Here is a 26275-nt window from a genome sequence, read left to right on the forward strand (position 1 = left end):
AAGCCTCTCAGCCTTAGTCGTCGCGGTTTCCGAGGAACTGCAGAAGGAAGGTGAAGAGGTTGATGAAATCGAGATAGAGGGTCAACGCGCCCATGATGGCCTTGCGACCAGCCACGGCGACATCGTCACCATCAAAATACATTTCCTTGATCTTCTGGGTATCGTAGGCGGTCAGGCCTGCGAAGATCAGCACACCGATCGCCGAAATCGCGAACTGCAGGGCGCCGGAAGCAAGGAAGATGTTGACGATGGAGGCGATGATGATGCCGAACAGGCCCATGATCAGGAACGAACCGAAACCGGAAAGGTCCTTCTTCGTCGTATAACCGTAAAGCGACAGCGCGCCGAACGAAGCGGCGGTCACGAAGAACGTCTGCACGATGCTTCCTTCGGTATATCTCAGGAAGATCGAGGACAGCGATACGCCCATAAGAGCAGCATAGACCCAGAACGTCGTCTGCGCGGCGGAAACGCTCATGTTCTGGATGCGGAAGCTAAGGAAGAAAACCAGTGCAAGCGGTGCCAGCATGACGACCCAGCGCAGCGGCGACGCATAAACGAGGGTGCCCAAGGACGTCAGCATCTTGCCATTCGGCAGCGTTGCAACCGCCGCTGCGGGATCGCTCGTCGTGGCAAGCATTGCAAAGCCGAACGCTGCAACGCCGGTGATGACCAGAGCCAGCGCCATAAGGTTGTAAACCTTGAGCATGTAGGAGCGAAGACCCTCATCGATCATCGCACCAGTCTGTGCACGGTTCTGCGCCATGCGGTTCTGGTAGTTATTGAAGTCAGCCATTGTTTCCTCTTTTGAGCTCCGTAATTGCTACGGTGTCGGGATACCTCCCGGGCGCCGCTGCGGAGCTTCAGCAAGCCTAGTCAGGAATATGATGGCAGAACGTGTCCGATACAAGGCCTTTTCCCGCCGAAAAGACACCATATGCGCGAAAAGCGCTCACGTTTTGGCGATCATTACAACGAATTAAACGCTAAAGTTAAGCGGCGCACAACCGATGATCATTCCCCCGCCTGCCTGAGGACCGGCGCCGCCTTCTGCCCGAGAATCCGCCAGGTGCCGATGAGGCCGATGCCGACCGTCATGACGAGGGCGATGACGAGCGTGCCGATCGCGACATCGGGCAGGAAGCTGGACGGCAGCTTCATGATGCGGGCAATCACGAACCATGCGGAGACGCCGCCGGCGAACAGCGCGAAGACGGCGGTGGCGAGACCGAGCATCATATATTCGTAAGAGAAGGCGCGGATGAGCAGATTTCGTGTGCCGCCGAGCGTCTTCAGGATGACCGCGTCATGGGTGCGGGCGCGATTTCCGGCGGCAAGCGCACCGGCGAGAACGAGGATGGATGCGATGAGCGCCACGGCCGCAGCGGCGCGAATGGCGGTGGCGAGCTGGCCGACCAGCCGGTTGACGACATCGAGCGCATCCTTCACGCGCACGCTGGTAATCGTCGGATAGCTGTTGGTGACGGCGCGCAATATCCTGCCTTCATCGCTTGCGGAAGCGGAAGGGTCGGCAAGTGTTGCGAGCCAGGCATGGGGTGCGCCGCGGAAGGTGTTGGGCGAAAACACCATGACGAAGTTGATCGAGAGGGACTCCCACTCGACATTGCGCAAATTGGCGATCTTCGCCGTGATGCTGCGGCCGAGGACGTTGACGGTCACCGTGTCACCGATCTTGAGGCCCAGTTCCCCGGCCTCTTCGGCCGCGAAGGAGACAAGCGGCTCACCGCTATAGTCCGGCCCCCACCATGTTCCTTCAGTCAGCGTCGCGTTTTCGGGAATATCCTGGGAATAGGTGATGCCCCGGTCGCCGCGTAATACCCAGCGGCCCGCCGCCGGCACCTCCATCTTCGTCACGTCCTCGCCGTTGAGCGCCAGGATCCGGCCGCGCAGCATCGGCACTTCGGTCAGGGTTCCTTCCGGAGCTTCCCGCTTCAGAAGATCGCGGAAACCCTGGACTTCGCTGCCCTGAATGTCGACGAAGAAGAAATTCGGCGCCTTTTCTGGCAGGCTGTCCGTCAATTCGCGGCGCAGGTTGCCGTCGATGAGTGTCAGCGTCACGAGCAGGGTCAGGCCGAGGCCGAGGGAGAGAACGACCGAGGGAGTGAGCGCGCCGGGGCGATGGATGTTGCCGATTGCCAGACGAAGGGCGGCGGAATGAACGCGCGGGCTGCGTTTGGCGATGGCCTTGACGCCGGAAGCCACCAGCCGCAGCACCACGAAGGCAAAGGCGATGGCCGTGAGGAACACGGAGGCGATGAAACGATCTTCCGCCGAAAGGACGGCAAGAGCGGCAAGTCCTGCCAGCAGCAGGCCGGTTGCAGCCAGATAAGGCCAGGACGGCCAGCTGCCTTCCTCGAAACCCTGCTCGCGGAAAAGCGCCGTTGCCGGCACCTCGCGCGCCTGGCCGAGCGGCACGATGGCGAAGGCCAGTGTCGTCAGGAGACCGAACAGGGCGGCAAGACCGAGCGCGCCGGGATAAAAGGCGAGTTCCTCCGGCACCGGCAGCACGCCCTCCAGAAACCGCATGGCGACAAGCGGCGCGACCGCGCCGACAACGAGGCCGATGACGATGCCGACGGCGGCAATGAAGGCGATCTGGAAGAGATAGGTCATGGTGACCACGGAGGCCGGCGCGCCGAGGCATTTCAGCGAGGCGATCGTGGTGCGCTTGGAATCCAGAAAGGCACGAACGGCATTGGCGACACCGACCCCGCCGACGATCAGGGCGGTAAGCCCCACCAGTGTCAGAAATTGCGAGAAGCGGTTGACGTTTTCGGTGAGCGACGGTGCTGCGCGGTCGCTGGTACGAATGGACCAGCCGGCATCGGGAAAGGCCCTGTTGGCCGCATCGGTCATCGTTGAGCGGGCCGAAGGGTCATTCAGCCTGATCTTGTAGGCGTGTTCGACGAGACTTCCGGTCTGAATGAGGCCGGAGGCGAAGAGGGCGTCGCGGCTGACCATCAGCCTTGGAGCGAAACCGAAGCCATCGGACAGCGCATCCGGCTCGTCGACAACGGTGCCGGTCAGTTTCAGCTTCACATTGCCGAGCAGGATTTCATCGCCGACCTTTATTCCGAGCCGTTCCAGCAAAAGCGGTGCGGCAATGGCGCCATAGGTGTCGCCGTTTCCGGCCAGAAGCTCATTCAGCGGCCGGTTCGGATCAGCCACGAAGGTGCCATAGAGCGGGTAGGCGCCGTCGATGGCCTTCACTTCCGTCAGGGTCTGTTCGGACCCATCGGCTAAACGCGCCATGGAACGCAGCCCGGTGGAGACTGCGACGGTGCCGAGGCCGTCGAGATAGGTCCGCTCCTCCTGCGTCGCCTCGCGGTTGCGCAGTTCGAAACGCACGTCCCCGGCGAGGATCGACTGGCCTTCGGTGGCTATGGCGCTCGTGACCGCACGCGACACGGAATTGACGGCGGCTATGGCGCCGGTTCCGAGTGCGATGCAGGCAAGGAAAATGTAAAAGCCGCGCAGGCCACCGCGAATTTCGCGCCGTGCGAGCCTGGCAGCGTTTCTGATATTGGCAAATGACGGGAAAAGGGCGCCGATCATGCCGATACCGCCCGCGCCACCTGTGGGCGGGCGCTGTCGCCCTCGATCTCGCCGGATCGCACCTTGATCTGCCGTGAACACCGGGCGGCAAGCGACGGATCATGGGTAACGAGCACCATGGTCATGCCGCGTTCGGCCTGCTTGGCAAATAGAAGGTCGGCGATCTGCCTGCCGGTATCGGTGTCGAGATTGCCCGTGGGTTCATCGGCGATCAGCACGGCCGGCGAAGGGGCAAGTGCGCGGGCAATGGCGACGCGCTGCTGCTCGCCGCCGGAAAGCTGGCCGGGATAGTGGTTGAGGCGTTCGCCGAGGCCGACGGCGACGAGTTCGCGTTTGGCGATCTCAAAGGGGTTCGCGACGTTGGCCAGTTCCAGCGGAACGGCCACGTTTTCCAGCGCCGTCATATTGGCGATCAGGTGGAAGGACTGGAAAACGATGCCGATATTCTTGCCGCGGAAATCCGCCAGTGCATCTTCGCCAAGCCTGTGAAGTTCGGTATCCGCGATAACGATCTCGCCGCTGTCGAGCCGCTCGAGACCGGCAAGCACCATCAGCAGCGTCGATTTTCCCGAGCCGGAAGGGCCGACGATGCCGACCGCTTCGCCTTCACCGATGGACAGATCGATGGACTTGAGAACGTGGACGGAGGCGGCGGCGTTGCCGAGGGTGAGGTCGGCCTTCTTCAGCTCTATGATGCTTTTCGTCACAATTCTCGTTCCTATATAGGGTGATGAAAACGGTCTGGCGGTGTCGATGCGGTCGGTATTTCAGACAATGGGAACCAAGTTAGGAAAGCCGTGATGAGATTTAAAGCTGCCCTGTTTCACTTCATCGTCATTTTCGCCGCTGCCTTTTCCGCCTCGCTGGCGACGGCTGAGGAGCGGACATTGCAACTGGTCGGCCTTGGTGACAGTCTCATGGCCGGGTATCAGCTGCCGCCCACCGACAGCTATACGGCACAGCTTGAAGCTGCATTAAAGGCAAAGGGCGTTTCTGTCGCCATCGCCAATGCCGGCGTGTCCGGCGATACGTCCTCCGGCGGTCTGGCAAGGGCGGAATGGTCCGTGCCCGATGGCACGGACGGGGTCATTCTGGAGCTCGGTGCCAATGATGCCTTGCGTGGTATTGCACCGGAACAGACGGAGAAGAACCTTGACGCCATCATTTCCGGTTTTCAGAAACGCAATATAGCGGTGCTGCTGGTCGGCATTATGGCGCCGCCGAATATGGGCGACGACTATGCCAGGCGCTTCAATCCGATCTTTCCAAAGCTTGCGGAAAAATACAACCTGCCGCTTTATCCCTTCTTTCTGGATGGTGTGGTGACGGATGATGCGCTGAAGCTGGACGACAAGATGCACCCCAATACGAAGGGCGTGGCAATGATGGTGGAGAAATCTTTGCCGGCTGTTGAAACCTTCATCAAGACAATCGGTGCGCAAAAAAAATAAGCACTTGCGCCCGTCTGCATTGCATGATTCGCTATGCTTGTTCTGCCAAGAGATTCGGGGAGCTCGCCATGCCGAGACTGTTTACCGCCCTCGAAATTCCGCGCAATGCGGCTATGAGCCTCTCATTGTTGCGCGGTGGTCTGCCGGGAGCCCGGTGGATCGATGTGGAGAATTATCACATAACCCTGCGTTTTATCGGTGACATCGACGGGCGGACCGCCGATGAGGTCGTGGACAGGCTGGATCGGATCGAAAGGCCGGAGTTCCAGCTCAACCTCACCGGCATGGGTTCCTTCGGTTCCAAGAAACCGCATTCCATCTGGGCCGGGGTTTCTCCCTCGCCGGAAATGCATGCTCTCCAGGCGGAAATCGAAAGGATCTGCCAGAGGATCGGTCTCCCGCCCGATCCGCGCAAGTTCATGCCGCATGTCACGCTGGCGCGGCTGCGCTCCTCCCGTCTGGACGACGTGGTGCAATATCTGTCCGGCCGCGGCAACTTCCGCACGTCGCCCTTCACGGTCGGTCGCTTCGTGCTGATGTCGTCCAAGGAATCGGTGGGCGGCGGGCCTTATATCGTCGAGGAGGCGTTTCCGCTTCACGAGGCGCGGTCCAGTTCGATCTTTTCCAGCAACGATCTGCATCCGGCCAAGAGCATGTTGTAGACGCCAAGGAACCCGTCCTCGGCTCCGTAATAGGGATCGGGGACGTTGTCGCGGCGGCCGGCGGCATATGCCATGAAGAGATGGATTTTGTGCCGGTGCCTTTCCGGGCTCGATTGCAGCAGCCTCGCCAGATTGTCTTCGTCCATGGCGAGGATGAGGTCGAAGGTCTCGAAATCCGCTGGCTTGACCTGCCGCGCCCTTTGCCGGGAAATATCGATGCCATGCTGTCGCGCCACGTCTATGGATCGCGGGTCGGGTGCGTCGCCCGCATGCCAACTGCCGGTGCCGGCGGAATCGACGGTGATTTGGCGGGACATGCCCTCATCATGGGCAAGATGAGTGAGAACACCTTCGGCAAGCGGCGAGCGGCAGATGTTACCCATGCAGACAAAAAGAACGGCGATATGTTTCATGGAGGATGCGTCGATCCGGTCGTTGGGGCGTTAATGGTTATCAAGCGGAGGCAATATTCATGAAATATCCCAGACTCGAACCGGAAGCCATCCGGCAGGCGCTCGTCAGGCTCGATGGCTGGTCCCTGCGCGAGGACGGGGCGGCGATCGTCAGATCCTTCAAGTTCTCGAGTTTTGCCGAAGCCTTCGGGTTCATGGCCGAATCGGCGCTGGCGGCGGAGAAGCTCAATCACCATCCCGAATGGTCCAACGTCTATTCGCGGGTCAAGGTCTGCCTTACCACCCATGATTCACAGGGTGTGACGGAGCGTGATTTTCTTCTGGCCGAAGCCATGCAGAAGGCGGCGGCAGGCCGGGGGAATTGAACCGGGAGCGTTCCGTCCCATATAATAGCCATGACCGGAGGACCGTCGATCATGGATGATGTGAAAATCGGTGAAATTCTTCTGCCGGGCGAAACCGACAGGCAGCAGGAGCGCGAAGATGTGGTGCGGGCGAAATTCTGGCCCAAGCTGAAGCGCGTCATGTCAAAAGTTCCCTTCGCGCGCGATGCGGCGGCTGCCTATTATTGCGCGATCGACCGCGACACCCCGCTGCGCGCCAAGGGCATCATCTTTGCGGCGCTTGCCTATTTCATCATGCCGATGGATGTCGTGCCGGATGTGCTGGCCGTCATCGGATTTACCGATGACATCGCCGTCATCACCGCCGCACTCGCCATGATCCGCGCGCATATCAAGATGGAACATTACGATGCCGCGGACGCCATGCTGAAAAGGCAGCAGGAGGCCGGGTAACGCCTCTGTGATGTGCGTGTCGGGAAGAGCCCGACGAGTGACAAATTCTTGCCTGAATTTATGTGTCTTACACACAAGGGAAGGGCGTGCCACGTCCTTCTCCTCAGGGCGTCGGGAGTCGCCAATCTGTAACACCGCAAGACGTTTCCGGCATTTTATGCGTGTTGTTGACGGTTTGGTAACCGCTTTCCGACCACAATGAGAAAAGACGATCCGCACCTGAACGTGGCCGATCCATAAAATGGAGCCCGCCGCTGCTTCGGGCCAATGGAAGACAATAACCCGGCAGGAAATTCTATGTTTGTAAGAAGTGTAGCAACCGCAGCGGCCATTTTGCTGACCAGCGTCGGCGTAGCATCTGCACAGTCGCCCACGCGCATCCAGCAGTTCAATGCCTGGGGTGCCTATTCGTACAAATCGGGCAACAGCACCGTCTGCTACGTTCTTTCCATCCCCACCGCCAAGGAACCGGCGAGTGTTGATCACGGCGATATCTTCTTCATCGTCTCGCAGCGTCCGGGCCAGAACATCTCCTATGAGCCGCAGGCCATGGTGGGTTATCCGCTGAAGCAGGGTTCCAAGGTCAATGTGACGATCGACAACAAGAACTTCGTCATGTTCACCAAGGACAAGGCCGCCTGGGTGGAAAACGCCGCCGAAGAGCCGGCTCTCGTTGCCGCCATGAAGGGTGGCAAGTCGATGACCGTGAAGGCTACCTCCGGCCGCGGCACCGCGACATCCTATTCCTATTCGCTCTCGGGTATTTCGGCCGCTCTCAAGCAGATCGAGAGCTGCAAATAATCCCGACGCCTCACCGCGTTTACGAGTGGCCGGTCCTTGACCGGCCATTTGCGTTTTTGCCGGTTTGATGCTAAAGGCGCGGCAACATTGACAGGCGGATGCGCGAAAAGTGCTCCGCCTTTGATTTTCTCGACATGCAGACGATTTTCCGCCTTTCCGACAGGCCGGTCGCGCGCTGCATTGGATGATGGGATAGCGTGATGTCCGTAATGCAAGCTCCTGCCGGCCTGGCAGTCAAAACCCCGCTGATCGCCAATAGCGATCTGATGTCCGGCAAACCGTCGTTGATCGGCATGACCCGTGAGGAAATGGGTGAGGCGCTTGCGGACGTCGGCGTGCCGCAGAAGCAGGTGAAGATGCGCGTCAGCCAGTTGTGGAACTGGCTTTACGTGCGCGGCGTCTCCGATTTCGACAATATGACCAATGTCGCCAAGGAGCTTCGCGAGAAGCTGAAGGCGGCCTTTACCATTGCCCGGCCGGAAATCGTCGAGGAGCAGATCTCCAATGACGGCACCCGCAAATGGCTGATGCGTTTTCCGCCGCGTGGCGCCGGCCGCCCCGTCGAGATCGAGACGGTCTATATTCCCGAAGAAGGCCGCGGCACGCTGTGCATATCGAGCCAGGTGGGCTGTTCGCTGACCTGCTCTTTCTGTCACACCGGCACGCAACGCCTGGTGCGCAACCTGACGGCCGAGGAAATCCTTTCGCAGCTTCTGCTCGCCCGTGACCGGCTCGGTGATTTTCCCGATGGTTCGACGCCGGTTGGCGCCTATGTGCCGAGCGAAGGCCGCAAGGTTTCCAACATCGTCATGATGGGCATGGGTGAGCCACTTTATAATTTCGAGCATGTGAAGACCGCATTGTTGATCGCCACGGATGGTGATGGCCTGTCGCTCTCCAAGCGTCGCGTCACGCTCTCCACGTCGGGCGTGGTGCCGGAAATCTTCCGCACCGGCGATGAGATTGGCGTGATGCTGGCGATTTCGCTGCATGCGGTGCGTGATGAGCTGCGCGACATGCTGGTGCCGATCAACAAGAAATATCCGCTGAAAGAGCTGATCGAGGCATGCCGCAAATATCCGGGTCTTTCCAACGCTCGTCGCATCACCTTCGAATATGTGATGCTGAAGGATGTCAATGACAGCCTGGAAGACGCCAAGATGCTGGTGCAGCTGCTGAAGGGCGTTCCGGCCAAGATCAACCTCATCCCGTTCAATCCCTGGCCGGGCACGAATTACCAGTGTTCCGATTGGGCACAGATCGAGAAGTTCGCCGATTTCATCAATCAGGCGGGTTATGCCTCGCCGATCCGCACCCCGCGCGGCCGCGACATTCTCGCCGCCTGCGGCCAGTTGAAGTCGGAATCCGAGCGCATGCGCAAGACCGAAAGGCTGGCTTTCGAGGCGATGATGATCGCCAACCACGGCGCGGACGACTGAATCAGCCGCATTTGCGCCATAAAGCTGGATTTGCGGCGGTTCTCCGATTGATTTCGGTCTGTCTTGTTCCTAGAAAGACGAAAACAGGGAACCAACAGGAGGATATCCATGCGCGCATTCATTATGGCTCTCGCTGCCGCGAGCGCTCTCGTTCTGCCGGCCAAGGCTGAAAACGTCACCGTTGCCGTCACCGCCATCGTCGAACATCCGGCGCTTGACGCCGCCCGCGACGGCGTCAAGGCCGCCCTTGCCGAAGCCGGTTACAAGGAAGGCGAGAACCTCAAGTTCCTTTACGAGTCCGCACAGGGCAATCCCGGCACCGCAGCGCAGATCGCACGTCAGTTCGTGGGTGATGCGCCCAACGTCATCGTACCGATCTCCACACCGTCGGCGCAGGCCGTGGTTGCGGCCACGCGCGATATTCCGGTCGTCTTCACGGCCGTATCCGATCCGGTCGGCGCGCAGCTGGTCAAGAGCATGGAAAAGCCCGGCGGCAACGTGACCGGTCTTTCCGACATGCTGCCGGTTGGCGAACATCTGGCGCTGATCAAGGAAATTACGCCGAACGCCAAGTCCATCGGCTTCATCTACAACTCCGCTGAAGCCAATTCCGCCTCCACGCTGGCCCTGCTGAAGGCCGAAGCCGACAAGGCGGGTCTCAAGGTCGTCGAATCCGTCGCCACCAAGTCCGCTGAAGTTCAGGGCGCAACGCGCGCTCTGGTCGGCAAGGCCGACGTGATCTACGTTCCGACCGACAACACCATCGTTTCCGCTTTCGAGGCGGCAGCCGGCGTTGCCTCCGAGGCCAAGATCCCGCTTTACGCCGCTGACACGGATTCCGTCGCGCGTGGCGCGGTTGCAGCCCTCGGCTTCAACTATTTCGACGTTGGCAAGCAGACCGGCGCCGTCGTTGTCCGTGTCCTCAAGGGTGAAAAGCCGGGCGACATTCCGGCTACCGTGGCTGTGGGCACCGATCTCGTGATCAACAAGAAGGTTGCGGAAAAAGTTGGCGTCACCTTCCCTGAAAGCGTGACGAAGCGCGCCACCAAGGTCATCGACTGAACTGAAACCCGACTGAATTGCGGGCGGCGGCATTTCGCCGCCCGTTTTACGTGGCGCGATATGGTGCCCGTCTCCGCCTGATGGCGGCAATAACAAGGACATTACCGTGAGCCAAATCGCCTTCTGGGGTGCCGTGGAGCTGGGACTGGTCTTCGCTTTCGTGGCGATCGGCGTCTATCTCGCTTTCCGCGTGCTTGATTTTCCTGACCTGACCGTGGACGGTTCGTTTCCGCTTGGCGCCGCCGTTGCTGCGGTGCTGATCATCGCCGGTCTGAACGCTTGGGTCGCGACGGCGGTTGCCATGGTTGCCGGTGCCGCCGCGGGCATCGTGACCGCGACGCTCAATGTGCGTTTTAAAATCCTCAACCTGCTTGCCTCGATCCTGACGATGATCGCGCTGTTTTCCGTCAATCTCAGGGTGATGGGAAAGCCGAATGTGGCGCTGCTCAATCAGGATACGATGGTATCGCCGTTTTATGGCCTCGGCCTGTCCGAATATCTGGTGCGGCCGCTGTTTGTCGGCGCGCTGGTGCTGGTCGCGGTCATTCTGGTCTGGCGTTTTCTTGAAAGCGATGCCGGCCTTGCCATGCGGGCGACCGGCGCCAATGCGCGGATGGCGCGGGCGCAGGGTGTGAAGACCGGCAATCAGATCTATCTCGGCATGGCGCTTTCGAATGCGCTGGTGGCCCTTGGCGGCGCGCTGTTTGCGCAGACCAATGGTTTTGCCGATGTGACTTCCGGTGTCGGCACCATCGTCGTCGGGCTTGCCGCCGTCATCATCGGTGAGACGTTGTTTGGTGCGCGCGGCATCCTGATCGCGCTGATCGGCTGTGTCTTCGGTTCCATCGCCTATCGTCTCGCCATCCAGCTGGCTCTGTCGAGCGATGTGCTGGGTCTCAAGGCGTCGGATCTCAATTTCGTAACGGCGGTATTGGTGGCCATCGCATTGATCCTGCCGCGTCTGCGCCGTGGGGGAGCAACATCGTGATTTCGCTTTCCGATATCCAGGTCGTCTTCGGACGTGGCACGCCGCTGCAAAAACAGGCGCTGGCCAAGATCTATCTCACCATCGAGGATGGTTCCTTCGTCACCGTCATCGGTTCGAATGGCGCCGGCAAATCCACGCTTCTCGGTGTTCTGGCCGGCGATGTCCTGCCGACGGCGGGCAAGGTGATGATCGGCGGCGCCGATGTTACCCGCAAGCCGACTGCCAGCCGGGCGGGACGGGTGGCGCGGGTGTTTCAGGACCCGCTGGCTGGCAGCTGCGGCGCGCTCACCATCGAGGAGAACCTGGCGCTTGCGGCATCGCGCGGCCAGCGTCGCGGCCTTCTGCCGGCGCTTGGCCGTGGTCGCCGCGATTTCTTCAAGGAGCGGATAGCCTCGCTTAATCTTGGTCTCGAAAATCGTCTGAAGGACCGGATGGACCTTCTGTCCGGCGGTCAAAGGCAGGCGGTTTCGCTGGTCATGGCGACGCTGTCGGGTTCGGATGTGCTGCTGCTGGACGAACATACGGCCGCACTTGATCCCGGCATGGCGGAATTCGTGATGGAGTTGACCCGTAAGGTGGTGTCGGAGCGCAAGCTGACGACGCTGATGGTCACCCATTCCATGCGTCAGGCGCTGGATTACGGCACCCGCACGATCATGTTGCATGCCGGTGAAATCGTACTCGACGTGTCCGGCGACAGCCGCAAGGATCTCGAGGTCGAAGACCTGATCGACATGTTCCGCAAGATACGCGGCCAGACGCTGGATGATGACGAGCTGCTGATCGGTTGATTAGAGAAAAGGCGCCTTCCGGCGCCTTTTTATTTGCCCTCAGCGCGTTTGCGTGAAGAAAATCTTGACCGCGAAAATCGAGAAGACGCCGGCGATCGTATAATCCAGCCCGCGCAGAACCTTGCGGTTGCGCTGCAGCCATGCGGAGAGGACATCGGCGGCAATCACGATGCCGATGCCGATCGGCAGCGCCACGATGATGGACCAGATGCCGAGGAAGATCAGCTTGCCGGTCACATGCGGATCGGAAGCGCTGACGAATTGCGGCAGGAAGGTCATGAAAAAGATGATGACCTTGGGGTTCAGCAGATTGACCCAGATACCGTTCAGCAGCGCTGATTTGAGCGAGGATTGCGGTTTTTCGCCGGTGGTCTTCACCATCACGAAATCCGAACCCTTGCGCAGGGCCTGAATGGCGAGCCAGACCAGATAGGCGGCACCGCCGGTTTTCAGGATCATGAAGGCCGTCGGCGAAGCGACGATGAGGGCGGCGACGCCGAAGGCGACCAGCATCGTATGCACGGTGATGCCGATATTGGTTCCGACCAAGGTCATGAAACCCGCTGCACGGCCTTCGCGCAACGAACGGCTGATCCACAGCGTCATGTCGGGTCCCGGCGTCACTGCCAGAAGCAGAATGGCAATGGTGAAGGCGATAAGTGTTGGCAGGCTTGGAACGAAATCCATCGCGGCACCCATGAAAGCTCAAGATTGCCGTTGCTTAACGCGATTTCGTGTTTCTGCCAATGGTTTTGACGGTGTCAGCCGCCGTACCCGTCAGAGCGCGGCGGCCGGGACTTCAGCTCTTCAAGAAGCTGGTGAAGGCCGCGGAATATTCCGCATGCCAGCGCGACAGCGGCGGGCGGTTCTGGACGATGTCCTGGGCCGCCCAGAGAATGCGCTTCTCATCGGTCGGGCGGTCCACCTCGCCATCCGGGCAGAGAATATAAAAATCGCCCCGGCCGATGCTTTCGATCATGAAGTCGACGGTCTGTTCACCGGTCCATGCGCCCTCCGGTTTTTCCGTCCTGCCATGGGCGGTCAAACCCGTGAAGACGAAACCGGGGATCAGAAGGTGGGCGGAAACCGCGCCGGTCGGGCTGTTGCGCAACTCGTGCTGAAGCGCTTCCGTGAAGGTTTTCACACCGGCCTTCGAGACATTATAGGCCGGATCACCGGGTGGCGTGGTGATGCCCTGTTTCGAACCGGTATTGATGATGAGCGACGGTTCGCCATGGGCGATCATGCCCTGGCCGAAGACGCGGCTGCCGTTCACGACGCCCATCAGGTTGACGCCGATGACTTTTTCCCAATTGGCCTGCGGCCCGAAGATGGCGCTGCCCGGCTGGATGCCGGCATTGTTCATCAGCACGTGAACACGCCCGAAACGCTGGATTACGGCGCGTTCCAGCGCCTCCAGCTCATCGAGTTTCGATACGTCGGTCGGGATGGCGACGATCTGCGCTTCACCGTCCCTGGCGACGGCCAGAATATCCGCATGGGCTGCGGCGAGTTTTTCGCCATCGAGATCGACAAGCACGACGCTCATGCCGAAACCGGCGAATTTGCGGGCGGCGGCAAGTCCGATGCCGGACGCCGCACCGGTGATGACGGCGACATTATCTTCCTTGAATGCGGGGTGGATGGTCGTCATAGGTTTCTCCTTCGCGTCGTTTCTGCTGTTTCCAGCGGTTTGCAACGTTGCCTGAACCCTGATTGGCTTCATTCACGGTCTTCAAGTCGATCGCGCCGCTTCATGATAAAGCGCGAATTTTCTAAATGCATGTGACAATCGCTTCGTTCCCATCGCGCGGCCGGTCATCACGCCAGGTCACAGGCGCCCATCAATTGTTTTGTCGCTTATCTCACGGAAAAGCGCTTCACACATTTCGGGTTGCACTGTAAAAGTGCCGAAATCCCAAGGAAATGGCGGTGCCCAGATGCCGTCATCATGCAGATGGACATCACTATGGCACTCCCGAAAGACGTTAAGAAAGTCGTTCTCGCCTATTCCGGCGGCCTCGACACCTCGATCATCCTGAAGTGGCTTCAGACGGAACTCGGCGCGGAGGTCGTGACCTTCACCGCCGATCTCGGCCAGGGCGAAGAGCTTGAGCCGGCACGCAAGAAGGCCGAGATGCTGGGCATCAAGGAAATCTTCATCGAGGACGTCCGCGAAGAGTTCGTGCGTGATTTCGTGTTCCCGATGTTCCGCGCCAACGCTGTTTATGAAGGCGTCTATCTGCTCGGCACGTCGATTGCCCGTCCGCTGATTTCCAAGCACCTGATCGAAATCGCCAAGAAAACCGGTGCCGACGCCATTGCCCATGGCGCCACCGGCAAGGGCAACGACCAGGTTCGTTTCGAGCTTTCGGCCTATGCGCTGAACCCCGACATCAAGATCATCGCTCCCTGGCGCGACTGGACGTTCAAGAGCCGTACCGACCTCCTGAACTTCGCCGAACAGCACCAGATCCCGGTCGCCAAGGACAAGAAGGGCGAGGCGCCTTTCTCCGTCGACGCCAACCTGCTGCACTCCTCTTCCGAGGGCAAGGTTCTGGAAGACCCGGCACTGGAAGCACCGGAATATGTGCATATGCGCACCATTTCCCCGGAAGCCGCACCGGACAAGGCAACTGTCATCAAGGTCGGTTTCCGCAAGGGCGATGCCTGCTCCATCAATGGCGTCGAAATGTCGCCCGCCACGCTTCTGGCGACGCTCAACAATTACGGCCGCGAAAACGGTATCGGTCGTCTCGATCTGGTCGAGAACCGTTTCGTCGGCATGAAGTCGCGCGGCGTTTACGAGACGCCTGGCGGCACCATCCTGCTTGCCGCGCATCGCGCCATCGAATCCATTACGCTCGACCGGGGTGCCGCGCATCTGAAAGACGAGCTGATGCCGCGTTACGCCGAGCTGATCTATTACGGCTTCTGGTTCTCGCCCGAGCGCGAGATGCTGCAGGCCCTGATCGACAAGAGCCAGGAACATGTGGAAGGCGAAGTGACGCTGAAGCTCTACAAGGGCAACGTCATGGTGACCGGCCGCGAGAGCGCCAAGTCGCTTTATTCCGATGCGCTGGTGACCTTCGAGGACGACCACGGTGCCTACGACCAGAAGGATGCAGCGGGCTTCATCAAGCTCAATGCGTTGCGCCTGCGCACGCTGGCCAAGCGCAATCTCAGCAAATAATTCAGCTTCCATCAAAACAGCAACCCGCGGGCGGTGACGCCGGCGGGTTTTTTATGCGTCTTTTCTGGAGACGATGCGGAAGCCGACATAGCTGGCGACTGCCGTGAATTCCATCACCGGGATGATGATGCCGAAGCCGGTCAGGGGTGAGCCGATGAGCGAAGCCGCAGCACCGCCTGCAAAGCCCGATCCCATCTGGATGAAGCCCATCATCGCCGATGCGGAACCGGCAATATGCGGGAAGGGGGCAAGGGCGGCCGTCACCATTGAGGGTGTCAGCAAGGCGATGCCGATTGTCGCAACCGCCACGGGTCCCATGATTGAGAAAAAGGACGGCGGTATCAGGAATACCGACAGCAGGATGAGAAGACCGCCTGTTCCCGAAAAACAAAGGCCGAGCATGACCGCACGGCGATCGCCCAGTCGCGGTGCGATATAACGCAGGGCAATGGAGCCGAAGAAATAAGCGCCGGTCTGCATCAGCATGCCGATGCCGAAGGCGGTGGGGGTCATGCCAACTTCACCGATGAGAATGAAGGTCAGCATGGTGGCCTGTGCATAAAGCGCGCCGATGGAGCCGCCGAGTACCAGTGCGGCGAGAAGAAAACGCGGTTCGGTCAGCAAGGCACCATAGGCCGAGAGGAGCCGGCGGGGGCGGATCAGGCTTTTGTCCGGAACCGTCGTTTCGCGCAGGAAAACCACCACGGAAAAAATGGCGATGGCTCCAAGGCCCGCCATGAGGAAGAACACCGATTTCCAGCCGAAAGCTGCCAGCGAAAGCCCGCCGATCGTCGGTCCCAGGGCCGGGCCGACGGCGAGCATGATGCCGATCAGGTTCATGATGCTGGAGGCATCGGCGCCGGTGAACTGGTCGCGCACCACGGCGCGTGCGACCGTCATGCCGACCGAGGCGCCGATGCCCTGCACCAGCCGGGCGAAGAGCAGGACTTCGATTGTCGGCGCGAAAATCGCCAGCAGCCCGCCACCAAGGAAAATGGAGAGAAAAACAAGGCTTGCCCTGCGCCGTCCGAAGGCGTCGGATGCCGGCCCGGCGAGCAGCTGCGCGATGGCGAAGCCGGCAAAATACAGTGACAGGCTGAGTTTGACGGCGGCTTCGGTTGTGGCGAAAACCCGCGTCAATTCCGGCATGGCGGGTGTGTAGATCGCCATGGAAATTGGCGCCAGCGCCGTCAGCAACGCACCGAGCATGGCCGTGCGTTTTCTCGACATGATCGGTTCTGGCGACATTGCGATCAGCCGTTCTGGCCCGGTTGTTCCGGCTGCAAATTGTTGCGAAGCGTCTGCAGGAAGTCGCGGAACAGCGCCACTTCTTCCTCGTTCAGCCCCTGTGTGGCGTGACGGACGAGTTCATCGATCTCCTGTCGCACGGCTTCCAGCATCTCGGAGGCGTTTTTTGTCAGTACGATGCGTTTGGAACGCCTGTCCTGCGGGTCCTGCTGCCGCTCAATGAGATCGAGGGATTGCAGCTTGTCGAGATAGGCGCAGATCGTCATGGGCTCGATGCCGAGACGGGCGGCAATATCCGATTGCTTGCTGCCATCGACGACTGCAACCGTTAGCAGGGCGCGTGCCTCACCTGGGGTCAGGCCCAGCCCGGCCTCGGAAATTCGCCGCTCAAAAGCACTGTTCAGCAGGCGTGCGCCGCTGTTCAGCAAAAATGCCAGTGAATCTTTTTCCCGCTTCGTGCCCATGCTACGCCTTTTCGTAAGTCAGCCTTACTAAATTCCGGGCGATAATCAATGGTGCACAAATCATATTGTCGCAAATCGAGTAAAGTATGTGTCAGTTCGATTGCTGGATGCCCGGCAACATAGTCAATGATCGTTACACTAAAGCAAAAAAGGACAGGACGTCCTGCATTTTTTCCGCTTCGTCTGCCGTGCCGATGGAACGGGCAATTTCTGCCCGGTCGGAAAAATAGGCCAGGAAGTCGAAATCCGTATCGTCTGTGACGTCCGCTATGTCTATAATCTCGCCATTGGCGTTTAACGTCTGTGCGGGCAACTCGGATGAAAGTTCAAACCAGATGTCCTGGCTGATTTTCCCCGCATCATAATATTCCTGCGCGATTTCCCGCAATTCGCGGGGACTGATACGGCTGAAGTCGATACGCTTTACCGATTCTTCAAATCCGGCTGCCGCATCGGGTTTGGCCGTCCTGCTGAAATCGGAGCTTTCAAGGGATCTGGCGTTCCTGGGATTGTCTCTGAAAAGGAAATTATTAGAAGTCCTTAAAGAATAAATCTCCATAATACATATCTCCATCATGGGATATTATTGCGAGACACCAGAACATGCCATTGGCGTGCCGGTCAATATTTGGCGGCGCCGGCGCCGGCATATTCCACATCAAATTCCGGCATATTGAATTGGTGGTCGAGGCATGCCCATATGGGTTTGAACCGGAATTGCACAAGGAAGATGAAATGCCGCCCAAGACCGCGCTTTATCCCGCACTCGTTGACTGGAACGGCCATAATGGTCTGCCGAAATTCGATGCGGTCAGGGATGAGGATTTTGCGCCGGCCTTCGATGCCGCCCTTCTGGCCCACGAACAGGAAATCGATGCAATTGCCGGCAATACGCAGGCCCCAGGCTTCGACAATACGGTGACCGCACTCGAAATCGCAGGCGACGATCTTTCGCGCATTTCGGCGCTGTTCTGGAACAGGGCAGGGGCCAATACCAATGCTGTGATCCAGACACTGGAGCGGGAAATCGCGCCAAAACTGTCGCGGCACTATTCGAAGATCGGCATGAACGAAGCTCTTTTCAGGCGCATCGATACATTGTGGGAAAAGCGCGGGACACTCGGCCTGACGGGCGAGGAAAAGCGCGTTCTCGAAAGACACTGGAAGGGTTTCGTGCGGTCCGGTGCAAAATTGCCGAAAGACCGGCAGGAACGGCTGGCGGCAATCAATGAGGAGCTTGCCGGTCTCGGCGCGACATTCGGGCAGAATGTGCTGGCGGATGAAAAGAACTGGAAGCTTCTGCTTGCCACTGAAGAGGAACTGGCCGGCATTCCCGGTTTTCTGCGCGATGCGATGGCGGGTGCGGCCCGCGAGCATGGCGAGGACGGCAAATTTGCCGTCACCCTGTCCCGTTCCATCATCGAACCATTCCTGACTTTCTCCGAGCGTCGCGATCTGCGTGAACAGGCATTCAAGGCGTGGGTGGCGCGCGGCGAGAATGGCGGTGAAACCGACAATCGCGCGATCGTTCACCGCACGCTGGAACTGCGCGAGGAGAAGGCGAAGCTTCTCGGTTACGCGAATTTCGCCGCCTACAAGCTCGATGACACGATGGCGAAGACGTCCGATGCCGTGAATGGCCTTCTCGGTCAGGTCTGGGAAAAGGCTGTCCGCCGCGCCGGCGAAGAAGAGACCGAGCTTGCCGCCATCATCGCCGCGGAGGGCAAGAACTACGACGTGCTGCCGTGGGACTGGCGACATTATGCCGAAAAGCTCCGCGCCCGGAAATTCAATTTCTCCGAAGCGGAATTAAAGCCCTATCTGCAGCTGGAAAAGATCATCGAAGCCTGTTTCGATGTGGCCGGGCGGCTGTTTGGCATTCGCGCAGTTGAAGTGAAGGGTATTGCCGCCTATCATCCGGACGTGCGGACTTTCGAAATCCGCGATGACAAGGGCGATCTGAAGGCCATGTTCCTCGGTGATTATTTCGCCCGCCCTTCCAAGCGTTCCGGCGCGTGGATGAGTTCGTTCCAGTCGCAACACAAGCTGCCCTTGAAAAACGGTACTGTCGGTGAAATTCCGATCATCTACAATGTCTGCAATTTCGCCAAGCCGGCGGAGGGAAAACCGGCGCTGCTTTCGCTGGACGATGCGCGCACGCTGTTTCACGAATTCGGTCACGCGCTGCACGGCATGTTGTCGAATGTGACCTATCCTTCCGTTTCGGGAACGGGCGTCTCGCGCGATTTCGTCGAATTGCCGTCGCAGCTTTACGAGCATTGGCTGACGGTGCCGGAAATTCTGGAAACATACGCCCTGCATTACGAAACCGGTGCGCCGATGCCGAAGGCGTTGCTGGACAAGGTCCTTGCCGCGCAGACCTTCAATGCCGGTTTCAGCACGGTGGAATTTACCTCGTCGGCGATTGTCGACATGGCGTTTCATACGCGCGACAGTGTCGGTGATCCGATGGCCGTGCAGGGTGAGGTGCTGTCTGCGCTCCATATGCCGAAGTCCATCGTCATGCGGCACGCGACACCACATTTCCAGCATGTCTTTTCGGGCGACGGTTATTCCGCCGGCTATTATTCCTACATGTGGTCGGAAGTGCTGGATGCGGACGCCTTTTCGGCTTTCGAGGAAACCGGCAATGCCTTTGACGGCGAGATGGCGCGCCGGCTGAAGGACAATATCTATTCCGTCGGCGGTTCCGTGGATCCTGAAGAGGCCTATCTTGCCTTCCGCGGCAAGATGCCGAGCCCGGACGCGATGCTTTCGAAGCGCGGTCTCCTATAAGAGACTGTCATAATTGTGAGCTAGAACCTGAGCGCAGGGGGCTTATGACACAGGCCCCCCTTTCGCATTTGCAAAAAAAAGGTTATGAGCGCGCCAAACTAAATTGGCGCATCTCCCGAAAATAGCGCCCAACCTCAGAGATTTTGAACAATGGCACTTCGCAACATCGCGATCATCGCGCACGTTGACCATGGAAAAACGACGCTTGTTGACGAGCTTCTGAAGCAATCCGGTTCGTTCCGTGAAAACCAGCGCGTGATGGAACGCGTGATGGATTCCAACGATATCGAAAAAGAGCGTGGCATCACCATTCTGGCCAAGGCGACCTCGATCGAGTGGAAAGATACCCGCATCAACATCGTCGACACCCCCGGCCACGCCGATTTCGGCGGTGAAGTCGAGCGCATCCTGTCGATGGTGGATGGCGCCATCGTTCTGGTCGACGCTGCCGAAGGCCCGATGCCGCAGACCAAGTTCGTGGTCGGCAAGGCGCTGAAGGTCGGTCTTCGCCCGATCGTCGCCATCAACAAGATCGACCGTCCGGATGCCCGCCACGAAGAAGTCGTCAACGAGGTGTTCGACCTCTTCGCGGCCCTCGATGCCACCGACGAGCAGCTCGATTTCCCGATCCTTTACGGTTCCGGCCGTTCGGGCTGGATGAACGTCAACCCTGAAGGCCCGACCGATGAAGGTCTTGCGCCGCTGCTCGACCTCGTCGTCAAGCACGTTCCCGAGCCCAAGGTCGAGGAAGGTCCGTTCCGCATGATCGGCACGATCCTCGAAGCCAACAACTTCCTCGGCCGCATCATCACCGGCCGTATCGCTTCCGGTTCGATCAAGCCGAACCAGGCCGTCAAGGTTCTCGGTCAGGATGGCAAGCTCATCGAAAACGGTCGCATTTCGAAAATCCTCGCTTTCCGCGGTATCGAGCGCACCGCCATCGAGGAAGCCCATGCGGGCGACATCGTCGCCATTGCCGGCCTTTCCAAGGGCACCGTCGCCGATACCTTCTGTGATCCGGCCGTTATGGAACCCATGCAGGCGCAGCCGATCGATCCGCCGACGGTCACCATGTCCTTCATCGTCAACGATTCGCCGCTCGCCGGCACCGAAGGCGACAAGGTCACGAGCCGCGTCATTCGCGACCGCCTGTTCAAGGAAGCCGAAGGCAACGTCGCGCTGAAGATCGAAGAATCCGCCGACAAGGATTCGTTCTTCGTGTCCGGCCGTGGCGAATTGCAGCTGGCGGTTCTGATTGAAAACATGCGCCGCGAAGGTTTCGAACTGGCCGTGTCGCGTCCGCGCGTCGTCATGCACAAGGATGAAAACGGCCAGCTGATGGAGCCGGTCGAAGAAGTCGTGATTGACGTGGATGAGGAACATTCCGGCGTCGTCGTGCAGAAGATGTCGGAGCGCAAGGCCGAAATGGTCGAGCTTCGTCCGTCGGGCGGCAACCGCGTGCGTCTGGTCTTCTTTGCACCGACCCGCGGCCTGATCGGTTACCAGTCGGAACTTTTGACCGACACGCGCGGCACGGCCGTGATGAACCGCCTGTTCCATGATTACCAGCCTTACAAGGGCGAGATCGGCGGCCGCGTCAACGGCGTTCTGCTGTCGAACGAATCCGGCGAAGCCGTTGCCTATGCCCTGTTCAACCTCGAAGATCGCGGCCCGATGATTATCGATGCCGGCGAAAAGGTCTATGGAGGCATGATCATCGGCATTCACAGCCGTGACAACGACCTCGACGTGAACGTGCTGAAAGGCAAGAAGCTGACCAACATCCGCGCCGCCGGCAAGGACGAGGCCGTGAAGCTCACACCGCCGATCAAGTTCACGCTGGAGCGCGCGCTGTCTTGGATCCAGGATGACGAGCTGGTGGAAGTGACGCCGAAGTCGATCCGTCTTCGCAAGCTTTATCTCGACCCGAACGACCGCAAGCGCTTCGAAAAGGCAAAGCTCGCCGCCAGCTGATCGCTTCGATCTGATGTCTTCGAAAAACCCGGCCCTGCGCCGGGTTTTTTTATGCATTCGTTTTTATGTGTGCATGAGTCGAAAGGCGCTTGTGTCAAAGGTTAAGGATGCGTTAATTTTTCCTGGTCGTCCACATGAATAGGCTGTGGGTAAGCCTGCCGGCGTTAACCTTTATGACTGGCAAGTTCCCGTGGCCGGGGCCAGAATCGCGTTATGAAAACGTTATCCATCGATGTTCGCCGTGCCGAGCCGCATGATGCGCGCGCCATCTCCGAGGCGCACCGCCTGTCGTGGCAACAGGCCTATGCGGGGCTTATCCCGCACCGGCCGTTGACGCAGATGCTGGAGCGTCGTGGCGAGGGCTGGTGGAGGAAGGCGACCAAGGGTTCCGCAACCATGCTGGTGGTGGAGGTTGCCGGTGTGGTTGCCGGATATGCGACGCTCGGTCTCAGCCGGGCGCGCGGGCTGCCGCAGGACGGTGAGATTTACGAACTTTATCTCCGCCCGGAATATCAGGGTATCGGCCTCGGTTCGCTGCTGTTTACGGAAGCGCGCAGATTGCTGACCTCGCTCGGTTGCAATGGCATCGTTGTCTGGTGCCTCGAGGACAGCGATGTGGCCAACCGGTTTTTCCGCTCGCATGGCGGTCGGGATATTGCCGAAGGCATGGAAGATTTCGACGGCACCTCGCTGCGCAAGGTCGGTTTCGTCTGGAATTGACGCCGACCCTGAGGCGGATTTGACGCCGGTTTCATTTCGCGGTCCATCATGTGTAATCGCGATAGCCTCAAATTCCGCATTCTGCCTTATCCGCCCAAAGCCATGTTGCAATGCGGCGACTTTCCCAGTATCGAAAACCAAATCCAACCCGTCGAATGAGGGAAGCGAATGCGTATCGATGCAATTTCCGTAGGCAAGAATCCGCCGGAAGACGTGAATGTTATCGTTGAAGTGCCGGTTGGCGGCCAGCCGATCAAGTACGAAATGGACAAGGATGCCGGTGCGCTGATCGTCGATCGCTTCCTCTACACGCCGATGACCTATCCGGGTAACTATGGTTTCGTGCCGCACACCCTGTCGGACGATGGTGATCCGATCGATGTTCTCATCTGCAATACCCGCCCGCTGGTTCCTGGCTGTGTGATCAATGTTCGCCCCATCGGCGTGATGATCATGGAGGATGACGGCGGCAAGGACGAAAAAATCCTCGCCGTGCCGGTTCCGAAGCTGACGCGCCGTTATGACAAAGTTCACAACTACACCGATCTGCCGGAAATCACCCTGAAGCAGATCGAGCATTTCTTCGAGCACTACAAGGATCTTGAGCCCGGCAAATGGGTGAAGATGGGCGGCTGGCAGGATGTCGACGTCGCCAAGAAGCTGATCGTCGAAGCCATCGAGCGCTACAAGACGCAGGGTTGATCCGGGCTAAAGCCTCTTGAAACGCTCTTCGAAATCCTCCGGCTCGGTATCGATCCGGAGGATTTTTTTACGCGCTGTTTCGCCTGAAAAGACGGTGATGGAAGATTTGGGCAGCCCAAGTTTTTTCGCCAACAGAACAATCAGCGCCCTGTTCGCCTTGCCGCCTTCCGGTACGGCGCTGACGCGGGCTTTCAGGTGGCTATTTCCGTCCGCATCCTGTTCCAGGCCGTCAATGGCGTCCCGCCCGCCATTCGGGGTGAGGCGAACGGACAGGCGGATATGATCGTCATGTCTTTGCCAGCAGCCGCTCAAGCGACCATCGGGTAAAGCGTGTTCCACATGAAGGAGCGGATGAAGAAGATGATCAGGAGCACGATGATCGGCGAAATATCGATGCCGCCGAGATTGGGCAGAATGCGGCGGATGGGGCGCAGAACCGGTTCCGTGACGTTGAACAGAAAGCTGCCGATGGCGTTCACGAACTGGTTGCGGGAATTGATGACGTTGAAGGCGTAAAGCCAGGAAAAAATGGCGCTGGCGATCAGCACCCAGGTGTAGAGGTTCAAGGCCAGATCGATGGTCTGAAACAGGGCAAGCATCAATATCTCCGTATCTTGGTTGCAAGACATTTAGACATTGACTCGTGAACCGGCAAGTGTTCCGCCAATATGGCTGGCGATTCTTGTCATATCGCTCTATTGCAAACGTCTCCTATTGTCTCGCGAGCACCCAGCCGATGTCCCTGCCTTCTGCCGAAAACCGTTTCGGTGCATTCCGGCATAGTTCCTATCGCCGTTTCTTCAGCGCCCGGTTTTTCTCGGCCTTCGCCATCCAGATCGTCAGCGTCTCCGTTGGCTGGCAGATGTATGAGGTGACCGGCAACGCTTTTTATCTCGGCCTGATCGGTCTTTTCCAGTTTCTGCCATCGCTGCTTCTGATCCTCGTCACCGGAACGGTTGCGGACCGGCACAATCGCCGGCGCATTATGGCCATATGCCTTTTGATCGCCGCGCTATGTGCTGCGGCTCTTCTGGGTCTCACGCTGGCCCACCGCTTTTCCCCCTGGCCGGTCTTCGCCATTCTTGTCGTTTTCGGCATAGAACGGGCGTTCATGGGACCGGCGGTTCAGTCGCTGGCGCCCAATCTCGTGCCTGTGGCGGATTTGCCGAATGCGATCGCCTGGAATTCTTCCTCCTGGCAGATGGCTTCCATCCTCGGTCCGGTGGCCGGCGGCCTGCTGTATGGCCTCGGCGCTTCCGTCGCCTATAGTGTGGCGCTCGTGCTTTTCATCGTGTCGGCAATGCTGGCGGTGACGATCCGCAAGCCGGAACAACGCGGCCCGGCGAAAGCCATCAGCCTTGAAACCATGCTCGCCGGGTTCAAGTTCATCTCGCAGGAAAAAATCGTCCTCGGGGCGATCTCGCTCGATCTTTTCGCGGTCCTGCTCGGCGGTGCTGTTGCGCTGATGCCGATTTTCGCCAAGGAGGTGTTGACGCTTGGACCATGGGGGCTGGGGCTTCTGCGCGCCGCACCCGGTATCGGGGCCATTACGGTCGCGGTCATTCTGGCGTTCAAACCCATTCGCCACCATGCGGGCCTGCTGATGTTCGTCGGCGTCGGCCTCTTCGGCGTTTCCACCGTGGTTTTCGGCCTTTCGCAAACGCCGTGGCTGTCCATCGCGGCGCTTGTGGTCATGGGCGCATCGGACATGGTGTCTGTCTATGTGCGCGAAACCCTGATTGCGCTCTGGACGCCGGATGAGGTGCGCGGGCGTGTCAATGCTGTGAACATGGTGTTCGTTGGCGCCTCCAACGAACTGGGCGAATTCCGTGCAGGCACCATGGCGCATCTGGTTGGCGCTGTTCCGGCCGTCGTCATCGGCGGGGCGGGCACGCTTGCGGTGGCGGTCATCTGGGCGCTCGGTTTTTCGAAGCTGCGCAAGATCGACAATCTGGATGCGCCGCGCTGACGGGCCTCAGCGCTGCGCCTTGCCTTCGAAAACCAGATCGAGGAAATTGCCGAGCCATGCCCTGAGCGGCGTGTCGAACAGCATGCGGCCTTCCAGATGCTGGCTGCCGACCTGCGCATTGGGCATGCCGAAACGCTGCGCCCCGCGCACCACCCAGCTATGCATCATGGCGCGGGTGAGTTCGGCGTGAAACTGCAGGCCCCAGGCGTTTTTCCCGTAACGATAGGCCTGATTGGGATAGGTTTCACCCGATGCCAGAAGCTCGGCCCCGCGCGGCAGATCGAAGCCTTCCCGGTGGAAATGATAGACCATTTTAGGCCAATGCGGCATTAGAAGCCGCCCATGTTCGGTGGGATGGAGCGGATACCAGCCGATTTCCACCTTGCCGTCCCTGTCGGCTTCCACCTTGCCGCCCAGGTGTTTTGACAGCATCTGCGCGCCGAGACAGATACCGAGAAAGGGCTTGTTCTCCTTCAGCGGCACCTTCAGCCAGTCGATTTCGGCTTTGACATAGTCATGCGGATCGTTCGCGCTCATCGGGCCGCCGAAAATGATGGCGCCAGCATGTTTTTCCAATGTTTGCGGCAGATCGTCGCCAAGTGCGGGGCGTCTTATATCCAGACGGTAACCCTTCTCCACCAGAATCTGGCCAACGCGGCCGGGCGTGGAGCGTTCCTGGTGCAGGACGATAAGCAGCGCGGGTTGTCTTCCCTGTTGCCTGGAAGGGTCAAACAGCATCGTCTTCGTTTTCGCTTTCTTCAGCAGGCCCGGACCTCGTGGCGGCCTGCTGACGTTGCAGAACCCTGTCGCGCACGGAAACACCGAGCAGATCGGCGACTCGCCAGATCACATGGTCTTCCATTTCGCTTCGTTCGCCGTCAGCGTAAACAATATCCCATAATATGCCAATAAGCTCGACCCGTTGGGCTTCGTCGAGATGGCGGCGGATATCGGCGGTGAAGCGGTAATAATCGACGGCTTCCTTGCCCGCCTCCTGGCCGGCGGCAAGAAGCGCATCCAGCTTGCCGGCATCGAGATGGTAATAGTCGTGCAGAATCTCACGCAGGCGGTCACGCTCGCTTTTCAAGACGGTGCCATCCGCTTCCATCACCTGAAAACAGAGAGCGGCCACCGCCACCCTCAGATCGTCCGGGCTGAAATCATCCGCATGCGGGCCGACGAGGTTCTGAATAAACGACTGTATCTGATGGAACATCGCTATCCTGTTT

At 59.3% G+C, this 26275-nt stretch carries 28 protein-coding genes; 15 read left to right on the top strand and 13 right to left on the bottom strand.

Features of this window, described 5'->3' with window-relative positions:
- Nucleotides 1-13: 13 nt before the first annotated feature.
- The 3 genes from ACI2KA_RS11980 to ACI2KA_RS11990 form a co-directional block, all read right to left on the bottom strand.
- Nucleotides 14-796 carry a Bax inhibitor-1/YccA family protein gene (locus tag ACI2KA_RS11980; protein WP_404502237.1) on the bottom strand — a complete coding sequence of 261 codons (783 nt, stop codon included), beginning with the start codon at nt 794-796 and terminating at the stop codon, nt 14-16.
- Between the two features lie 218 nt (nt 797-1014).
- Nucleotides 1015-3576 (bottom strand): ABC transporter permease, encoded by a 2562-nt coding sequence (locus ACI2KA_RS11985; protein WP_404502239.1) that lies wholly within the window; start codon nt 3574-3576, stop codon nt 1015-1017.
- Entirely contained in the window at nt 3573-4283 is a 711-nt protein-coding gene (locus tag ACI2KA_RS11990; RefSeq protein WP_404502241.1) for an ABC transporter ATP-binding protein, read from the bottom strand. Before ACI2KA_RS11990 ends, ACI2KA_RS11985 begins: the two co-directional genes overlap by 4 nt.
- A gap of 93 nt (nt 4284-4376) precedes the next feature.
- Here ACI2KA_RS11990 and ACI2KA_RS11995 point away from each other — a divergent pair, with 93 nt between their 5' ends.
- Together ACI2KA_RS11995 and thpR are read left to right on the top strand one after the other, a co-directional pair.
- Entirely contained in the window at nt 4377-5027 is a 651-nt protein-coding gene (locus tag ACI2KA_RS11995; RefSeq protein ID WP_404502243.1) for an arylesterase, read from the top strand.
- A 68-nt stretch (nt 5028-5095) separates the two neighbouring features.
- Complete coding sequence (gene thpR, locus ACI2KA_RS12000) at nt 5096-5689, top strand: RNA 2',3'-cyclic phosphodiesterase (RefSeq protein WP_404502245.1); 594 nt, start codon at nt 5096-5098, stop codon at nt 5687-5689.
- Here the strand turns inward: thpR and ACI2KA_RS12005 are convergent.
- Nucleotides 5623-6102 carry a low molecular weight protein-tyrosine-phosphatase gene (locus ACI2KA_RS12005; RefSeq protein WP_404502247.1) on the bottom strand — a complete coding sequence of 160 codons (480 nt, stop codon included), beginning with the start codon at nt 6100-6102 and terminating at the stop codon, nt 5623-5625. The genes thpR and ACI2KA_RS12005 overlap by 67 nt on opposite strands.
- Before the next feature lie 59 nt (nt 6103-6161).
- On the opposite strand from ACI2KA_RS12005, the gene ACI2KA_RS12010 reads away from it, so the two are divergent.
- The 7 genes from ACI2KA_RS12010 to ACI2KA_RS12040 all read left to right on the top strand — a co-directional run bounded on the left by ACI2KA_RS12010 (nt 6162) and on the right by ACI2KA_RS12040 (nt 11980).
- Entirely contained in the window at nt 6162-6467 is a 306-nt protein-coding gene (locus ACI2KA_RS12010) for a 4a-hydroxytetrahydrobiopterin dehydratase (RefSeq protein ID WP_404502249.1), read from the top strand.
- A gap of 51 nt (nt 6468-6518) precedes the next feature.
- Nucleotides 6519-6899: a YkvA family protein gene (locus ACI2KA_RS12015; RefSeq protein ID WP_404502251.1), complete on the top strand. Its 381-nt coding sequence runs from the start codon at nt 6519-6521 to the stop codon at nt 6897-6899.
- 297 nt (nt 6900-7196) lie between these two features.
- Nucleotides 7197-7700: an invasion associated locus B family protein gene (locus tag ACI2KA_RS12020; RefSeq protein WP_065114296.1), complete on the top strand. Its 504-nt coding sequence runs from the start codon at nt 7197-7199 to the stop codon at nt 7698-7700.
- A gap of 266 nt (nt 7701-7966) precedes the next feature.
- Nucleotides 7967-9139 carry a 23S rRNA (adenine(2503)-C(2))-methyltransferase RlmN gene (gene rlmN, locus ACI2KA_RS12025; RefSeq protein ID WP_404502495.1) on the top strand — a complete coding sequence of 391 codons (1173 nt, stop codon included), beginning with the start codon at nt 7967-7969 and terminating at the stop codon, nt 9137-9139.
- 108 nt (nt 9140-9247) lie between these two features.
- Nucleotides 9248-10201, top strand: a complete 954-nt coding sequence (locus tag ACI2KA_RS12030; protein ID WP_404502254.1) for an ABC transporter substrate-binding protein — start codon at nt 9248-9250, stop codon at nt 10199-10201.
- 106 nt (nt 10202-10307) lie between these two features.
- Nucleotides 10308-11189 carry an ABC transporter permease gene (locus ACI2KA_RS12035; RefSeq protein WP_404502256.1) on the top strand — a complete coding sequence of 294 codons (882 nt, stop codon included), beginning with the start codon at nt 10308-10310 and terminating at the stop codon, nt 11187-11189.
- Nucleotides 11186-11980 carry an ABC transporter ATP-binding protein gene (locus tag ACI2KA_RS12040; RefSeq protein WP_404502258.1) on the top strand — a complete coding sequence of 265 codons (795 nt, stop codon included), beginning with the start codon at nt 11186-11188 and terminating at the stop codon, nt 11978-11980. Before ACI2KA_RS12035 ends, ACI2KA_RS12040 begins: the two co-directional genes overlap by 4 nt.
- A gap of 39 nt (nt 11981-12019) precedes the next feature.
- Here the strand turns inward: ACI2KA_RS12040 and ACI2KA_RS12045 are convergent, their stop codons facing one another.
- Nucleotides 12020-12667 (bottom strand): LysE family translocator, encoded by a 648-nt coding sequence (locus ACI2KA_RS12045; RefSeq protein ID WP_404502260.1) that lies wholly within the window; start codon nt 12665-12667, stop codon nt 12020-12022.
- 112 nt (nt 12668-12779) lie between these two features.
- Nucleotides 12780-13634: an SDR family NAD(P)-dependent oxidoreductase gene (locus ACI2KA_RS12050; RefSeq protein WP_404502262.1), complete on the bottom strand. Its 855-nt coding sequence runs from the start codon at nt 13632-13634 to the stop codon at nt 12780-12782.
- Nucleotides 13635-13949: 315 nt separating this feature from the next.
- Between ACI2KA_RS12050 and ACI2KA_RS12055 the strand changes: the two genes are divergently transcribed.
- Nucleotides 13950-15173, top strand: a complete 1224-nt coding sequence (locus ACI2KA_RS12055) for an argininosuccinate synthase (RefSeq protein ID WP_035222091.1) — start codon at nt 13950-13952, stop codon at nt 15171-15173.
- A gap of 51 nt (nt 15174-15224) precedes the next feature.
- Here the strand turns inward: ACI2KA_RS12055 and ACI2KA_RS12060 are convergent, their stop codons facing one another.
- From ACI2KA_RS12060 to ACI2KA_RS12070, 3 genes are all read right to left on the bottom strand, one after another.
- Nucleotides 15225-16421: a multidrug effflux MFS transporter gene (locus ACI2KA_RS12060; RefSeq protein WP_404502264.1), complete on the bottom strand. Its 1197-nt coding sequence runs from the start codon at nt 16419-16421 to the stop codon at nt 15225-15227.
- 5 nt (nt 16422-16426) lie between these two features.
- The gene (locus ACI2KA_RS12065; RefSeq protein ID WP_404502266.1) at nt 16427-16885 is read right to left on the bottom strand and encodes a MarR family winged helix-turn-helix transcriptional regulator; all 459 of its coding nucleotides are present in this window, start codon (nt 16883-16885) and stop codon (nt 16427-16429) included.
- 133 nt (nt 16886-17018) lie between these two features.
- Nucleotides 17019-17444 (bottom strand): hypothetical protein, encoded by a 426-nt coding sequence (locus tag ACI2KA_RS12070; RefSeq protein WP_404502268.1) that lies wholly within the window; start codon nt 17442-17444, stop codon nt 17019-17021.
- Between the two features lie 176 nt (nt 17445-17620).
- Between ACI2KA_RS12070 and ACI2KA_RS12075 the strand changes: the two genes are divergently transcribed.
- The 4 genes from ACI2KA_RS12075 (at nt 17621) to ppa (ending at nt 23077) form a co-directional block, all read left to right on the top strand.
- Complete coding sequence (locus ACI2KA_RS12075) at nt 17621-19681, top strand: M3 family metallopeptidase (RefSeq protein ID WP_404502270.1); 2061 nt, start codon at nt 17621-17623, stop codon at nt 19679-19681.
- 150 nt (nt 19682-19831) lie between these two features.
- Nucleotides 19832-21655: a translational GTPase TypA gene (gene typA, locus ACI2KA_RS12080; RefSeq protein ID WP_404502272.1), complete on the top strand. Its 1824-nt coding sequence runs from the start codon at nt 19832-19834 to the stop codon at nt 21653-21655.
- 213 nt (nt 21656-21868) lie between these two features.
- Entirely contained in the window at nt 21869-22375 is a 507-nt protein-coding gene (locus tag ACI2KA_RS12085) for a GNAT family N-acetyltransferase (RefSeq protein ID WP_404502274.1), read from the top strand.
- Nucleotides 22376-22543: 168 nt separating this feature from the next.
- Complete coding sequence (ppa, locus tag ACI2KA_RS12090) at nt 22544-23077, top strand: inorganic diphosphatase (protein WP_404502276.1); 534 nt, start codon at nt 22544-22546, stop codon at nt 23075-23077.
- Between the two features lie 6 nt (nt 23078-23083).
- On the opposite strand, the gene ACI2KA_RS12095 is transcribed toward ppa, so the two are convergent.
- Entirely contained in the window at nt 23084-23389 is a 306-nt protein-coding gene (locus tag ACI2KA_RS12095) for a DUF167 domain-containing protein (protein ID WP_404502278.1), read from the bottom strand.
- Nucleotides 23386-23676 (bottom strand): YggT family protein, encoded by a 291-nt coding sequence (locus ACI2KA_RS12100; RefSeq protein WP_003523487.1) that lies wholly within the window; start codon nt 23674-23676, stop codon nt 23386-23388. Before ACI2KA_RS12100 ends, ACI2KA_RS12095 begins: the two co-directional genes overlap by 4 nt.
- Nucleotides 23677-23813: 137 nt before the next feature.
- Here ACI2KA_RS12100 and ACI2KA_RS12105 point away from each other — a divergent pair, with 137 nt between their 5' ends.
- A complete protein-coding gene (locus tag ACI2KA_RS12105) occupies nt 23814-25046 on the top strand; it encodes an MFS transporter (RefSeq protein WP_404502280.1) in 1233 nt (410 codons plus the stop codon).
- 6 nt (nt 25047-25052) lie between these two features.
- Here the strand turns inward: ACI2KA_RS12105 and ACI2KA_RS12110 are convergent, their stop codons facing one another.
- Entirely contained in the window at nt 25053-25784 is a 732-nt protein-coding gene (locus tag ACI2KA_RS12110) for a glutamine amidotransferase (protein WP_404502282.1), read from the bottom strand.
- Nucleotides 25774-26262 carry a TerB family tellurite resistance protein gene (locus ACI2KA_RS12115; protein ID WP_404502284.1) on the bottom strand — a complete coding sequence of 163 codons (489 nt, stop codon included), beginning with the start codon at nt 26260-26262 and terminating at the stop codon, nt 25774-25776. The genes ACI2KA_RS12110 and ACI2KA_RS12115 overlap by 11 nt, the downstream gene beginning before the upstream one ends.
- Nucleotides 26263-26275: the final 13 nt, after the last annotated feature.

This window comes from Agrobacterium sp. NPDC089420, assembly GCF_044900305.1.
Taxonomy (GTDB): Bacteria; Pseudomonadota; Alphaproteobacteria; order Rhizobiales; family Rhizobiaceae; genus Agrobacterium.

Excerpts from the sequence above, each read along its gene's own strand:
- ACI2KA_RS11980 (WP_404502237.1), bottom strand. The coding sequence starts at position 796 with ATGGCTGACTTCAATAACTACCAGAACCGCATGGCGCAGAACCGTGCA.
- ACI2KA_RS11985 (WP_404502239.1), bottom strand. The coding sequence starts at position 3,576 with ATGATCGGCGCCCTTTTCCCGTCATTTGCCAATATCAGAAACGCTGCC.
- ACI2KA_RS11995 (WP_404502243.1), top strand. The coding sequence starts at position 4,377 with ATGAGATTTAAAGCTGCCCTGTTTCACTTCATCGTCATTTTCGCCGCT.
- thpR (WP_404502245.1), top strand. The coding sequence starts at position 5,096 with ATGCCGAGACTGTTTACCGCCCTCGAAATTCCGCGCAATGCGGCTATG.
- ACI2KA_RS12005 (WP_404502247.1), bottom strand. The coding sequence starts at position 6,102 with ATGAAACATATCGCCGTTCTTTTTGTCTGCATGGGTAACATCTGCCGC.
- ACI2KA_RS12010 (WP_404502249.1), top strand. The coding sequence starts at position 6,162 with ATGAAATATCCCAGACTCGAACCGGAAGCCATCCGGCAGGCGCTCGTC.
- ACI2KA_RS12015 (WP_404502251.1), top strand. The coding sequence starts at position 6,519 with ATGGATGATGTGAAAATCGGTGAAATTCTTCTGCCGGGCGAAACCGAC.
- ACI2KA_RS12020 (WP_065114296.1), top strand. The coding sequence starts at position 7,197 with ATGTTTGTAAGAAGTGTAGCAACCGCAGCGGCCATTTTGCTGACCAGC.
- rlmN (WP_404502495.1), top strand. The coding sequence starts at position 7,967 with ATGTCCGGCAAACCGTCGTTGATCGGCATGACCCGTGAGGAAATGGGT.
- ACI2KA_RS12030 (WP_404502254.1), top strand. The coding sequence starts at position 9,248 with ATGCGCGCATTCATTATGGCTCTCGCTGCCGCGAGCGCTCTCGTTCTG.
- ACI2KA_RS12045 (WP_404502260.1), bottom strand. The coding sequence starts at position 12,667 with ATGGATTTCGTTCCAAGCCTGCCAACACTTATCGCCTTCACCATTGCC.
- ACI2KA_RS12050 (WP_404502262.1), bottom strand. The coding sequence starts at position 13,634 with ATGACGACCATCCACCCCGCATTCAAGGAAGATAATGTCGCCGTCATC.
- ACI2KA_RS12055 (WP_035222091.1), top strand. The coding sequence starts at position 13,950 with ATGGCACTCCCGAAAGACGTTAAGAAAGTCGTTCTCGCCTATTCCGGC.
- ACI2KA_RS12060 (WP_404502264.1), bottom strand. The coding sequence starts at position 16,421 with ATGTCGCCAGAACCGATCATGTCGAGAAAACGCACGGCCATGCTCGGT.
- ACI2KA_RS12065 (WP_404502266.1), bottom strand. The coding sequence starts at position 16,885 with ATGGGCACGAAGCGGGAAAAAGATTCACTGGCATTTTTGCTGAACAGC.
- ACI2KA_RS12070 (WP_404502268.1), bottom strand. The coding sequence starts at position 17,444 with ATGGAGATTTATTCTTTAAGGACTTCTAATAATTTCCTTTTCAGAGAC.
- ACI2KA_RS12075 (WP_404502270.1), top strand. The coding sequence starts at position 17,621 with ATGCCGCCCAAGACCGCGCTTTATCCCGCACTCGTTGACTGGAACGGC.
- typA (WP_404502272.1), top strand. The coding sequence starts at position 19,832 with ATGGCACTTCGCAACATCGCGATCATCGCGCACGTTGACCATGGAAAA.
- ACI2KA_RS12085 (WP_404502274.1), top strand. The coding sequence starts at position 21,869 with ATGAAAACGTTATCCATCGATGTTCGCCGTGCCGAGCCGCATGATGCG.
- ppa (WP_404502276.1), top strand. The coding sequence starts at position 22,544 with ATGCGTATCGATGCAATTTCCGTAGGCAAGAATCCGCCGGAAGACGTG.
- ACI2KA_RS12100 (WP_003523487.1), bottom strand. The coding sequence starts at position 23,676 with ATGCTTGCCCTGTTTCAGACCATCGATCTGGCCTTGAACCTCTACACC.
- ACI2KA_RS12105 (WP_404502280.1), top strand. The coding sequence starts at position 23,814 with ATGTCCCTGCCTTCTGCCGAAAACCGTTTCGGTGCATTCCGGCATAGT.
- ACI2KA_RS12110 (WP_404502282.1), bottom strand. The coding sequence starts at position 25,784 with ATGCTGTTTGACCCTTCCAGGCAACAGGGAAGACAACCCGCGCTGCTT.
- ACI2KA_RS12115 (WP_404502284.1), bottom strand. The coding sequence starts at position 26,262 with ATGTTCCATCAGATACAGTCGTTTATTCAGAACCTCGTCGGCCCGCAT.